The organism is Stenotrophomonas sp. 89682_Sma (assembly GCF_056481405.1).
This window is the reverse complement of the sequence record NZ_CM151147.1, coordinates 2,630,253-2,642,260: the sequence shown is the minus strand read 5'-3', so window position 1 is coordinate 2,642,260 and position 12,008 is coordinate 2,630,253. Positions and strand designations below refer to the sequence as shown.

Genomic DNA, 12,008 nt, shown 5'->3' with positions numbered 1-12,008 from the left:
GGGCGGCGGTGCGGGCGCATCACCGCGCGTAGGTTCGCCAGAAGAGCACGCGGTCTTCGGTCCTGTTGATGGCGACGAAGACTGATTTTCCGGATTCGGGCGCGCAGCGAAAGACGCGGTAAGACGACTTGAGCGTCCCGTCGCCCGGCCACCAGTATCGATCGAACGCAACAGGATCGCTGTTACTGAATGTCGTTGCCTGGCAATCCGCAGGCAGCTGCAGTAGTACCGCAGGGGGCTTGGTGAAGGCCAGCGCGCTGGTGTTCGAGTCGAGGTCATGTACCTCCCGCAGGTCGGTCGCCGCTTGCGGCACCCAGCCGGGAATCCATCCCTTGTTCAACATGTCGGAGTCAAGCGCCTCGCGCAGAGTGTCGAACGAACTGTCCATCACCAGGCCGCAGGCGCATAGCACCGTGCAGGCCGCCAATGGAAAGGCAGATCGCAACTTGATCCAGGTGGTGGGTGGAAACATGGTTCCTGCTACCCCGAGGAATGCCGTCCGACCTATCGGGTCAGTGCGTCGAACAGGCGATTGCGGTCCACATCGCTCATCGACCAGCTCTGCCCGAGCGGGGTCATGCGCACGGATTCGGTCTGGCCACAGGCCCGGTACTGCCAGGTTTCCGAGCCATCGGGCTGGGCGACCACGTCGATGCCGTCCAGGCGCGCGCACTGCAGCCGGGCCAGCACCATCGGTGCAAAGTGCAGCATGTAGTGCTGCACCCGGTCGGCCGGCATTGCCGTGCCGGAAGGCAGCGGGTGGGCCGGGCCGTACTCGGCGAGGAGGCCAACGCAGGTCGCTGCGGCGGACAAGGTATTGCGACCGAAGGCGCGGGAGGCATCCCGCTCCACACTCTTTCCCAGAGTCTTGCCTTCCTTGCTGCTGGCATAGGCCTCGGCGGCCTGCAGTTGCGCGGCGTCGAGTGTCGACAGCCAGTGCTTGCGGCCCTCCTGCAACTGCAGTTCCAGGCCGGGCAGGTTCTTCTGGCAGCGCGCGGCGATCGCCTGCGTCTGCACGAAATCCTGCCCACGATCACCCGGTGGTGCGGCCGCTGTTGCCGCCGCTGGGGCAACAGCCAGGGCCATGCAGGCGATCACCAGATTCCGTCCCATTCCATTGCGCATCCTGCACCCCATGGAGAGTTTGACGGCGCACGCTAGCACGGATGCCGGGCGCTGCAACAGGCCCGCGTGTCGAGGTTTGACGTCGAAGAGAGTCTGCGCGGATGATGCGCTGGCGCGCGGCGCAGGAGGGGATCTGTCAATGAGGACACTGATGTGGGGGCTGGTCGGCCTGTTCGTGGCGTACGTGGCCGGTTGCTCGGCGATCTCGGCGTGGCATTCCCACGCGCTTGCCTCGGTCCCGGTCGGGGCGAGCAGGGCCGAGGTACTGCGGGTGCTGGGGCAACCTGACGTGGTGGAGCATGCCGGTGCTCCCTTTACCCGCTATGCCAGCCGTGGATGCGGCGGTCGCTGTGCGCAGCGATGGTGGTATGAGAGCCGGCTGGGCCTGGATACCCAAGCCTGGTCGGTAGAGCTGGATGCTTCCGATCGCGTGCTCGCAACGTCGCGCTGGACATCACCGTAGAAGACCGCGACGAGCGCATGCGTATCCATCGTCCTTTCATCTTCATCGCAAGCCTGGCCCTGATGGCGTGGTGCACGTTGATGGGCGTGCTGGTGCTCATCCATGGCTTCACGGAGCAGGGCCTGCGCTGCGGCAAGCTGTGCTCACTGGAGATCTCCATCCGCCTGCTTTTTGGTGATCGAGGATTCGAATTACTGGTGGCGATGGGGCTCTTTGCCACAGCGCTGATGTGTGGGTACATCGCGCTGCGGGAGGGCATGCATGGCGGGCCGCAGAGGCGGGCGGGGCGCCGTGGGCGCAGACACCGCCGACCGGGACGGCCCCGGTCGTAAGGTGTCTGCACCGATGTAAATCGCTGCGTGTGGGGAGCTGCAGGTCGCTTCAGCGATGCAGGGCGTCGATGATCAGCCCGGTGGCGATCTCCACCAGCAGGTACTCGTTGTCGGACTGGCGCACCCAACGCCGGTCGCGGCCCGGCTCGCGCAGGTTATAGCGCGCGTAATCGTTCACCCAGTAACGGCGGTCCACTTCAGCCCAAGGCAGGCGATCGCCACGACGCCAGGCCTTCTTCTGCCAGCCCGGCGGCGGTGCATCACGGTTGTGCGGGCCACCGGCGTGCGGCGGTGGGCCATTGCCACGGGCGTGGTGTGGTGGATCGGCGAAGGCGGGTGCCGCCGCCAGGGCAGTGGCGGTGGTCATCAACGCGATGGCAAGCAGACGCATGGTTGTCATGGAAGGCCCTCCGTCATCGCCGCAGCATGCGGCGCTGTGGCGTGAATATAGGGTAGTCCGAGTGAATGAATACGGGTGTGGGCGGCACGTACCTGAACAGACCGCGCGGCATGCAGTCGCTGCCCCGAACGGGTCACCGGGCCCCGCCCGCGGCCGAATCCGTTGCGGCCCAGCCTCCGCCCAACGACAGGAAAAGATCCATCTGCCGGTCAATGCGCTCCGCGCGGGAGGCCGCCAGTGCGGACTCCGCATCTGCCAGCGCGGCCTGGGCCGAAAGCACGTCGAGAAAATCGATCCTGCCGAAGCGGTAGAGCTGCTGTGCCTGCCCGGCGGCGCGCGCCGCGTCCCCACGCGCCTGCGCCAGGCTGCGCTCGCGTTCAAGCTCCTGCGTGCAGGCAGAAAGCGCGGTCTCGGTCTGGCGCAGTGCCTGCAGCACGATGCCGTCAAAGGAAGCAAGAGCGGCATCCACATTTGCGCCGGCCGCCGCGATGCGGGCCTTGGCCACGCGGCGGTTGGGCCAGTGCCATGAGAGCAGCGGCCCGACGCTCGCCCCGAAACTGTCGGCCGAAAGCAGCTGCCCTCGCGTGCCTGCTGTGCCCAGGGATGCGCCCAAGGTGACCCGCGGATAGAGGTCTGCGGTCTCCACGCCGATCATCGCCGTGCCCGCCGCAAGGCTACGCTCCACGGCACGTATGTCGGGGCGCCGCTGGAGCAGCTGCCAGCCGTCACCGACCGGCAGCGCCTGCTGCAGCTCAGGGGGCTGGGGGCAGGTTTCCGCCTCCCTGGGATAGTCTGCCGGGACCCTGCCCATCAGGGCGGCCAGTTCGAACAGTGCGGCCTGGCGTTCCGCCACCAGGTGCGGTATCCCCGCCGCGCTCCGGTTGACTGCGGCTCCGGCACGGCTGACATCGAAGTCCGTTCCGCGCCCGCCCGCAGCCAGGCGACGGGTTGCCTCCAGCGTGGCGCGCTGTATCGCCAGCACCTGCCGGGTCGCAGCGAGCGTGTGATTGCTTGTGCAGATCTGGAGATAGGCACGGGTGACGGCAGCAGCGACGACCACGCGGACCTGGTCCCGTGCCGCAGCGACGGCGTCCGCGTCCGCATTGGTGGCTTCGATGCCGCGGCGGATGCCGCCTGCTAGATCCAGCGAATAGGAGAGGTGAAGGCCCAGCGCATAGGATTGCGGTGCGGCCGACGCCTGGGTGTAACCACCGGCATGGGTGAGCGCGCCCGATGCATCCACGTCGGCCTGCACGGAACTGCGCGCGCGGTACTCCGCCACGGTTGCGCTGGCGCGCCGAAGGTTGGCATCGGCGGCGCGCAGGTCGGTATTGGCCGCCAGTGCTTCGCGTACGTAGGCGTCAAGCTGGGGGTCGCCATACAGTTGCCACCATCGATCCGGTGGCGCGTCGTGGCTGAACGATGCCTCCCTGCCCGAGACGAACGCCCGCGCCGCTCGGGGGGAGGCTGCGACAGCGCTCGCCGGCAGGTGATAGTCGGGGCCGGACACGCAGGCCGTCATCGGCAGCAGCAGGGCAAGCAGCCCACCACGCACTGTCCGCACGCTCACTTGCAGGCTCCCGGCGCCGAGGGCGTGATGGTCACATTTGCGGTGCGACCTACGATCAGGCGCGTATCCGGCGGCGCATCATCGATACGGATGCGTACCGGGATGCGCTGTGCCAGCCTCACCCAGGTATAGGTCGGCGCCACGGCGGGCAGCAGGTTGTGCGTGCTTGAGCGCTGATCGTCGGCAATGCCGGCGGCGATGCTGTCAACGTGTCCGCGGACATCGCGGGTGTCGCCCATCAGCCGGGCCACGGCGGCATCGCCCTCGGTGATGCAGCCCAGTTTGGTTTCCTCGAAGTAGCCCTCGATGCGCAGGCTGCGGGTGTCGATCAACGCCAGCGCCTGCGCACCGGGTTGCAGGTAGTCGCCCGCGTGCAGGTCCAGGTTGGTGACGATGCCATCGGTACTCGCGCGCACCTCGGTGCGTTGCACGTTGAGCTGGGCGACGCGCTGTTCGGCCCGTGCCTGCGCCAGGGCGGCCAGCTCGGTATCGACCTTGGCCGCATTGCGTTCGCGTGTTTCCGAGGCGACCAGGTTGCCCAGTGCGTTGTCCCGCGTCGATTCGCGACGGGCCAGCGCCAGCGTGGCATGCGCGCTACTGACCGCTGCGTCGGCCTTCTCAAGCGCGGCAGCGAAGCGCGGTTGATCGAGCACCAGCAGCAGTTGTCCGGCGCTGACCCGCTGGTTGTCGTGCACCAGCACCCGGGTCACCAGTCCCCCCATGTCCGACGCAACGCGCACCACATCGGCGCGCACCCGCCCATCCCGCGTCCAAGGGCGCATTTCGTAACGATTCCAGAGGGAGAGCGCGGCAGTCGCGGCAAGCGCACACACGGCCAGTGTTGCGCTCCAGCGGCCGATGACAGCAAGCAGGTGTTTCATTTCATTTCTCGAGCAGGGGCGAGAGCCGGATCATCAGCTCCGCCAGGATCACGAACAGGGACAGGCCCACCAGCGGCCGCGCGGCGAACAGCCGGTACAGGCCGAGGCTGGCGAGCAGGCGTGAAGTCAGTATCGACAGCGCCAAGGCGGCAGCGGCCACGGCGAGCAGGCCGGGAATGAGCACGCCATCAATGGAAAGATCAGAGAGCATGTGGTCAGTGCCGATGGGTGAGCGGGGATGCCAGCAGGTCGCGGCGCAACCCGCAGAGCAGGTGCGACAGATGCCTCTGATCAGCCCCGCTGCTGGCCGTCGCGGCCTCGCGCATGCGGTCGAGCAGTTCCAGAAGATGGATGTCGACACTGCGTGGCGCATGGCCGCGGATCCTGAAATGTGCGGCGATGCGTTCGATCAGCGCCGCATGAAACGCTTGCGTGCGTGGATCGTGCAGACGCGTGTCCAGTGCGCGGAGCTGGTTGGATGCATGTGCCGCGCGAACGTCCGCAAACAACGCCCGCAGGTCGTGTGCTGCGCTGGCACGGCCCTGCAACCTGGGAGCGAGCAGCCCGATTCGATCCAGCATTCGGCTGAGCCAAGCGCGGGTCACATCACCTTGTCCGGCGGCGTGTCGTGCGATGTCCCGGCGGATCGAGCGCTCCAGCCGTGCGCGGTTGCGGCCCGCATCGGCGGTCTGGAGAAGCTGCATGCTGCACAGTGCTACCGTCGTACCCACGAACAACGCAACGCTGTTGTTGAGCGCGCCGACGATGTTGATCGCATTGGTCCCGCCCAGGCCGGCGATGAGCGGGAAGGTCAGTACCACGCCCAGGGCGGCCATGATGAAGGGCGGCCGGGCAAGGAACGATCCGCACAGCAGCAGCACCGGCGCGAGCGCGGCAATCAGGCCGGTGAAATCGGACAACGCGGGGAAGATCAGCAGACCGTAGAGCAGGCCGACGGCCACGCCGATGCACGATCCCACCAGGTAGCGCATGACATGCGGTGCCGGCGCTTCGATCGTGCCGAACAGCACGCACGCCGTGCCGATGATGGACACCGCCGTGGCGCCCTCCGACCAGCCGGTAGCGATCCATAGAACGCAGCTCAGCAGGATGCCGACGAACGCGCCCAGCGCGCTACGCAGGGCAAGCCGATGATCCCGGTGAAGTACCGCACCCTGCGCATGTCGCACAAGGCGAGCAGGTACATGCCGGCGCCAGTCGGAGCGGGCAGTGCGCAGTTGTGCCTGCAGCACGCGGCAGTCGGCGTGGGCGAGGTCGAGCTCGGTCTGTTGCACGGCGAGGCCGGCCTGCAGCAGATCGCGCCAGCCCGTTGCATCCATCGCGCCGGCCTGTGGTGAACGCAGCCGGTCGATGGAATCTTCCACCGCGCTGGACAGCATCAGGACGTCCAGCATCCGGTCATGCAGGGCACGCAGGATCTGCACCTGGGCGACGCCGTGGGCGCTGTCGAAGGGCAGGTGGATCGACAGCACATGCAGCTCGAGCAGGTCGGCGGCCACTTTCGAGCGGTCCGTCGCCAGCACCGTGTCCGATGCACTGGCGCGCATGTCGCGTGTCCATCGTTCCGCATCTTCCAGCACGGCAGCAACCCGTGCGTGCACGCGCATCGAAACCCGGCGCGGCAGCACCAGTCCATGTACCAGCGTTGCGGCCAGGATGCCGATGGCGATTTCCTGCACCCGCGTGACGGCAATGGTGAACACTTCTCCCGGCACCATGACCGCAGGAAACCCGATCAGGCTGGTGGTATAGCCGGCCAGCAGGAACGCGTACGCACGTGGCGTGCGGTCGAGCATCGCCAGGTACAGGCACAGCGCCATCCAGGTGGCGAGCGCGGCGCTCAGCACCAAGGGCGCATTGGCGAAGCGTGGCACCAGCGCGACGGTGGCGACGGCCCCGCCCACGGTACCGAGCAGGCGGAACAGGCCGCGGCTGAGCGTTGCCCCGGAAAGAGGCTGTGATACCAGATAGACCGTGCCGATCACCCAGAACGGGCGGTTCAGGCCGACCCTTAGAGAGACATAGAGCCCCAGCGACGCGGCGAGCAGGCATTTGAGCGAGAACAGCACCGCCTCCTGGTCGGTCCTGACGGCAGGGCTTTTAAACCGCGCAAATGCCTGGAGCAGGTGGGGGCGGAGCGGGCTGGAGGAGTGCATGCGGCTCATCCTAGTGATCGGCCGGCATGGCGAATTTCGCTACAATGACAATCAATCGCTAAAACCGGTCAACGTGAGAATGGCTCGCATTTCGCTCCCCGGCTTTGACCTGGACCCGGACGAGACCGATCGCCCGGCGGTTGCCAGCCGCCTTCAGGTGGCCGAGCACGACGCGGAAATTCCGGTGCATGAGCATCGAAAGGGTCAGCTCATTCTTGCGCTGCATGGGGCGGTGACCTGCGAAGTGGCCAATGCGCTGTGGATCGTGCCGCCCCAGTGTGGCGTCTGGATTCCGGGCGGCATGCCGCACAGCAACCGCGCCACCGCCAACGCGCGCCTGTGCTACCTGTTCGTCGAGCCCGGCATCGTCGACCTGCCGGCGCAGTGCGTGACGCTGGCCATCTCGCCGATGCTGCGCGAGATGATCCTGCATCTGGCCGACGCGCCGCTGGACTATCCGCATGGCAGCCACACCGACCGGCTGGCGCGGGTGTTGCTGGACGAGCTGGTACAGATGCCTGCCGAGCACCTGTCGTTGCCGGTCAGCCATCACCCGAAGGTGCGTGCATTGGCTGCGGCATTGTCGGCTGATCCGGCAGACCGCAGCACCATCAGCCAGTGGGCCGTGCGCCTGGCCCTGGGCGAGCGCACGCTGACCCGGTTGATTGAGCGAGAAACGGGCTTGTCCTTCGGACGCTGGCGGCAGCAGCTGCACCTGCTCATCGCCATTCGTGAACTCGCCGCGGGCGCACCGGTACAACGCGTTTCCGAGACGCTGGGCTATGAGTCGGTGACGGCCTTCATCACGATGTTCAAGAAGGCGCTTGGCCTTTCCCCGGCGCGGTACTTTGCCGTGCGGCTGCGCGGGCAGTAGCGGGGAACAACGGGGGAAGTCGTTGCCCGGAACGGCTACTTCGAGGTGTCGGAGACCGATTGAATCGCGGCCACCACCGCAGCAGGATCCTCGCGCTGGAGGGTGTGGCCGGTCGCCAGGTAGCGATGCGTACCGCGCGTGAACCCCGAGAAGAGCAGGGCGTGCTGCGCCTTCCAGAGTGCCTTGCCCGCTGCGGTTTCCTCGAAGAACAGCGGTTCGGCAGCCAGCTGGGTTGCAGTCAGCAGCACCACCGGTACGTCCGGCATCGTGCGCGGGGTCTCCGCACCGGGTGCATCCAGCTGTTCGATCAGCACGGCGTAGTCGGCGGCCATGGCCGGCGGCAGCATTGCCCGCAGTTGGGCATCGTCTGCCTGCACGCGGGCACTGTCGGCCTCCTTGAACGCATGGCGCTGCCCCATCGTGGCCGGGTCCACCAGCACCAGGCCCTGCAGGCGCTCCGGATGGCGGCGTGCAAACTCCGTGGCCAGCAGGCCGCCATAGGAATGACCCACCAGCACAACGCGGCGACCGGGAGCGAGCGTATCGATCACGGCCGTGAGGTCGGCCAGATGCGCATCGATGCGCTTGGGGTGACCGTCGCTGCCGGACTTGCCGAGTCCCGCACGGGCGTAGGTGATGCTGTGGTAGTCGCGCCCCAGACCGGCAACCACCTCCTTCCAGGCCCCCGCGCCCTGCCCGAAACCGGATTCAAAGACCACGGTGATCGGGCCGGCCCCCATATCTTCGGCCTGCAGTGTGTAAGCGCCTCGATCCACCTGGATTTCCCCTGCGTGCGCGGTGCCCACTGCGGCCATCATGGCGGCCAGCGCCCACAACGTCACTCGGCTGCTCTTCATTGCCATTCCCTTGGGCCGTGACGCGTGCCAGCCCTTCCGATGGGTCAGGTCTGCAGCGGAGTGCCACAGCCTGCCGACCTCGCGACAGGTCGTGCTGGTAATGTAGTGAGGTATAACACCTAATCCCTGTGCGGGAAGTCATGGTGCATGAGGTCGCTGCGCCTGTGCTGCGGGTTGTTCCGCCCGCCTATCAACGCGGCTGACCTTGCCGGCATCTGGTGCGTCGGATCTGACGCTGCTTTTGCCCATTGTCGCCGGCGTTGCAGCATTTGGAGGAAGGGATGCCGGCAATCTATTAGGTTGCATTGGCTATCGTCTGCGCTATGGTTGGAACTCAAACTGTGTATTGAGCCCTATGAAGCTGACGCGCGGATGGTTTCTTGCACTATCTGTAATGTGGCTGGCCATTTCCGCTTTGATGCTGTGGCTGGGCCGAATCTGGGATGCGTTTGGTGCCTTCCTGGCTGCGACAGCCTTCGTTCTCGTTGCCTTTAGGAGAAAGCGGCATTTTGCAGACGGGTCCCCGGAATAGCGGGCCTTCTCAACCACCTCTTTGCAAGGGAGCTTGAGATTATGACGTCATAGGTAATCGCATCGCGCTGGTCACCTCGGCAGGTACCGCCAGCTACACCATCCGGCAACTGTTGACCGTGGTGAATGCGAACGTCAGTGCGTTCAACAGGTGCATTAACAATGCGAAGAAGGGGCGAAGGTGAGGTATGCCGCAGCTGTCATTGCCGGTCTGGTTCTGGCCGGCTGTGCAACATCGGGTGGCGATATGATCGTGCGCGTCTCGGGAAGCGTGCCGCCAGGTCAGGGTGACGTTCGCGCTCTCGATTGTGAGCTGAGCATGCTCGGGGAGGGCGAAGGTGTAGTTTCGTCGAAACCGGTTGGAAGCACATTCTCGGTCCCCATGATGGTCGTTGCAGGGCCGGAACCCAGAAGCTACCAATTCGCAGTCGAATGCAGGGACGGTCGAAGGTTCGCATCCAAGGAAGTGCGGATCAGTAGTCGGCGGTCCTATGCCCGGGACCTCAACCTTGGGGAGCTTCAGGAGTGGTGAGAGAGAGGAAGGGGCGACCGGGGGCGCACCTCCGTCGTATGCATCTGACGGATTCCAGTAGATGAATGGAGATTTCAACGCGCTCGAATGGTGTGACGCCACGTTGCTGGCTATCAACATCGATAGAAGCAATCCAGGCGTATGCGATGAGGTAAAGGTCCAGGTGCGCTGGCCGGACGGCCGGCAGGAAATCGTTTGCTTCTCGGAAGCCTGCGGGTGCTCGGTGCTCATGAACTTCGGTGTACTGGGGGAGGAGGGAATAGAGTTCGCCAAGGTCGACGATGACGAGCCGGGACTCGCTGATCTTCTTGATCGTTGGAAGGCGGTCGGCTATCCGCTGTCCGGTCTGAAGTGTTTCCGTATCGAGACCAGCTCGACCGGAAGCGTCATTCTCATCTACGCCAAGTCATGGCGGATCGAGCATCTGCCGATGGCGGACGCGGTGCTCTGAAGGACATTCCGTGCCCAGATTCCTCACCCCCGACGAGGTCTCCCTCATCCATAGGCTGCTGCCCGAGACGACCGAGCTGTCCGAACGGTTGTTGAAGGATCTGGCGCTCGCCCAGGTGGAGGACGTGGAGGTCGTCGGATTCGGAGGCGTGGTGTTCCTGTCCAGCACGACCCAGCTCTTCGGAAGTGACATTGCCACGGCCATGCTCGCCGATGCCGACGGTGTACCGGTGAGAGTCACCCTGTGCCTGGACAACCACGATCAGCTCTTCGAACTGGAGCTGTGCAAGGTGGACTTCTCACCGATCATTGGCGTCGATCTGAGGAGCGCTTTCAGCGAGCAATGACGCGTCCTGGAATCAGTCCACGCTGAAGGGCGTAGCGCATCGCCTTCACCCTTCGAGCTGCAACCGCCCCACCGCCTGCGCGCGCAACGACTGGCAGGCCATGACCAATCCCTCCATCACCCGGTCGCCCACGTACTGCCCGGGTTCGCCGTTCTGCCGGGTGCGTTCCGCCGCCAGCAGCATTTCCAGCACCACCCGCAACCCGCTCAACGCGCAATCGGCATCGGCCAGGGCCAGGGCCAGGCAGCGCCCGGGCAGCTGATGCCGCTCCGGCCAGGGCTGTTCGTCGGCCGCCGCACCGCAGCCAACGCGGTTGAGGTTGGCAATATCGGAACGGGCAGGGAGGGCCTATTGCGACAGGTGGTGCCAATTCAGGTTTGGCACTTCCCGGGTTGACGCTTTCAACGCCCCAGCGCACTCTGCGGGTTGGGGTCGACAACCCGTTCAGGGGCAGGGCTGCAGGGTGGTACCAGGAGGTGGAACAGCCATGAGCCAACTCACCGACAGCTTCGGACGCAGCTTTCCGTACCTGCGCTTGTCGCTTACCGAAGCCTGCAACTTCCGGTGCAGCTACTGCCTGCCCGACGGGTACCAAGCCGACGGCCACCCGCGTTTCCTGCAGGTGGATGAGATCGGCCGCCTGGTGCGGGCCTTTGCCGCGCTGGGGATGAGCAAGATCCGCCTGACCGGTGGCGAGCCCAGCCTGCGCAAGGATCTGGACGAGATCATCGCCACCGTGGCGGCGGTGCCGGGCATCCGCAAGGTGGCCATCACCACCAATGGCACGCTGCTGCCGCGGCGCCTGCCCGGCTGGCACCGGGCCGGCCTGACCGCGCTGAACGTCAGCATGGACAGCCTGCAACGCGAGCGTTTCCACACCATCACCGGGCACGACCGCCTGCCGGAGATCCAGCAGGGCCTGGCCCTGGCGCAGGCGTTGGGCCTGCCGGCGATCAAGCTCAACGCGGTGCTGCTGCGTGGCCTGAACGACGACGAGCTGCCGCAGTGGATGGACTACCTGCGTGACCGCCCCTTCAGCGTGCGCTTCATCGAGCTGATGCGCACCGGCGACAACGAAGCCTATTTCCAGCGCCACCACCTGCGCGCCGACGTGGTGATCGAGCAGTTGCTCGCCGCGGGCTGGCACGAGCGGCCGCGCGCGGCCGATGCCGGCCCGGCGCGCGAGTTCGGCCACCTCGACCATCGCGGCAGCATCGGCATCATCGCGCCGTATTCGCGTGACTTCTGCAAGGGCTGCAACCGCCTGCGGGTGACCGCCAGGGGCGACCTGCGGCTGTGCCTGTTCGGCGAGTTCGGTGTGCCGCTGCGCCCGCTGCTGCAGCGCGACGATGACCACCACGCGTTGCTGGCACGCATCACCACCCAGCTTGGCCTGAAAGCGGCCGGGCATGGACTGCACCAGGGCCAGACCGGGCTGACCCCGCACCTGGCCTCCATCGGAGGATGAG

The 12,008-nt window shown here is 66.0% G+C and carries 14 protein-coding genes and 1 pseudogene; 6 read left to right on the top strand and 9 right to left on the bottom strand.

The window, feature by feature from the left end; translation table 11 throughout:
- Positions 1–19: 19 nt before the first annotated feature.
- On the bottom strand, positions 20–472 hold the full coding sequence (locus ACZK29_RS12220) for a YbbD-related protein (protein ID WP_478446079.1): 453 nt from the start codon (positions 470–472) through the stop codon (positions 20–22).
- A gap of 32 nt (positions 473–504) precedes the next feature.
- On the bottom strand, positions 505–1,086 hold the full coding sequence (locus tag ACZK29_RS12215; protein WP_478446078.1) for a hypothetical protein: 582 nt from the start codon (positions 1,084–1,086) through the stop codon (positions 505–507).
- Positions 1,087–1,264: 178 nt separating this feature from the next.
- On the opposite strand from ACZK29_RS12215, the gene ACZK29_RS12210 reads away from it, so the two are divergent.
- Entirely contained in the window at positions 1,265–1,588 is a 324-nt protein-coding gene (locus ACZK29_RS12210) for a hypothetical protein (RefSeq protein ID WP_478446077.1), read from the top strand.
- Between the two features lie 17 nt (positions 1,589–1,605).
- Complete coding sequence (locus tag ACZK29_RS12205) at positions 1,606–1,920, top strand: hypothetical protein (protein ID WP_478446076.1); 315 nt, start codon at positions 1,606–1,608, stop codon at positions 1,918–1,920.
- Positions 1,921–1,969: 49 nt separating this feature from the next.
- Here ACZK29_RS12205 and ACZK29_RS12200 read toward each other — a convergent pair whose 3' ends face one another.
- From ACZK29_RS12200 to ACZK29_RS12180, 5 genes are all read right to left on the bottom strand, one after another.
- Entirely contained in the window at positions 1,970–2,320 is a 351-nt protein-coding gene (locus ACZK29_RS12200; protein WP_478446075.1) for an RcnB family protein, read from the bottom strand.
- Positions 2,321–2,453: 133 nt separating this feature from the next.
- Positions 2,454–3,890, bottom strand: coding sequence for an efflux transporter outer membrane subunit (locus ACZK29_RS12195; protein WP_478446074.1), 1,437 nt, complete (start codon positions 3,888–3,890; stop codon positions 2,454–2,456).
- Positions 3,887–4,771: an HlyD family secretion protein gene (locus ACZK29_RS12190; RefSeq protein WP_478446073.1), complete on the bottom strand. Its 885-nt coding sequence runs from the start codon at positions 4,769–4,771 to the stop codon at positions 3,887–3,889. Before ACZK29_RS12190 ends, ACZK29_RS12195 begins: the two co-directional genes overlap by 4 nt.
- A gap of 1 nt (position 4,772) precedes the next feature.
- Complete coding sequence (locus tag ACZK29_RS12185; RefSeq protein WP_019337823.1) at positions 4,773–4,982, bottom strand: DUF1656 domain-containing protein; 210 nt, start codon at positions 4,980–4,982, stop codon at positions 4,773–4,775.
- A 4-nt stretch (positions 4,983–4,986) separates the two neighbouring features.
- Complete coding sequence (locus tag ACZK29_RS12180) at positions 4,987–6,861, bottom strand: FUSC family protein (protein WP_478446072.1); 1,875 nt, start codon at positions 6,859–6,861, stop codon at positions 4,987–4,989.
- A gap of 166 nt (positions 6,862–7,027) precedes the next feature.
- On the opposite strand from ACZK29_RS12180, the gene ACZK29_RS12175 reads away from it, so the two are divergent.
- Complete coding sequence (locus tag ACZK29_RS12175) at positions 7,028–7,822, top strand: AraC family transcriptional regulator (RefSeq protein WP_021204230.1); 795 nt, start codon at positions 7,028–7,030, stop codon at positions 7,820–7,822.
- Between the two features lie 35 nt (positions 7,823–7,857).
- Here ACZK29_RS12175 and ACZK29_RS12170 read toward each other — a convergent pair whose 3' ends face one another.
- Complete coding sequence (locus ACZK29_RS12170) at positions 7,858–8,679, bottom strand: alpha/beta fold hydrolase (protein WP_478446071.1); 822 nt, start codon at positions 8,677–8,679, stop codon at positions 7,858–7,860.
- A 1,124-nt stretch (positions 8,680–9,803) separates the two neighbouring features.
- Here ACZK29_RS12170 and ACZK29_RS12165 point away from each other — a divergent pair.
- Both ACZK29_RS12165 and ACZK29_RS12160 read left to right on the top strand, forming a co-directional pair.
- Positions 9,804–10,193, top strand: a complete 390-nt coding sequence (locus ACZK29_RS12165) for a hypothetical protein (protein ID WP_478446070.1) — start codon at positions 9,804–9,806, stop codon at positions 10,191–10,193.
- A 10-nt stretch (positions 10,194–10,203) separates the two neighbouring features.
- On the top strand, positions 10,204–10,539 hold the full coding sequence (locus ACZK29_RS12160; protein ID WP_478446069.1) for a DUF6984 family protein: 336 nt from the start codon (positions 10,204–10,206) through the stop codon (positions 10,537–10,539).
- Positions 10,540–10,584: 45 nt separating this feature from the next.
- Here the strand turns inward: ACZK29_RS12160 and ACZK29_RS12155 are convergent.
- Positions 10,585–10,866 (bottom strand): annotated as a pseudogene (locus ACZK29_RS12155) (hypothetical protein); the annotation flags it as partial.
- A gap of 160 nt (positions 10,867–11,026) precedes the next feature.
- On the opposite strand from ACZK29_RS12155, the gene moaA reads away from it, so the two are divergent.
- Positions 11,027–12,007 carry a GTP 3',8-cyclase MoaA gene (gene moaA / locus ACZK29_RS12150; RefSeq protein ID WP_478446068.1) on the top strand — a complete coding sequence of 327 codons (981 nt, stop codon included), beginning with the start codon at positions 11,027–11,029 and terminating at the stop codon, positions 12,005–12,007.
- The last annotated feature ends 1 nt before the right edge of the window (position 12,008 follow it).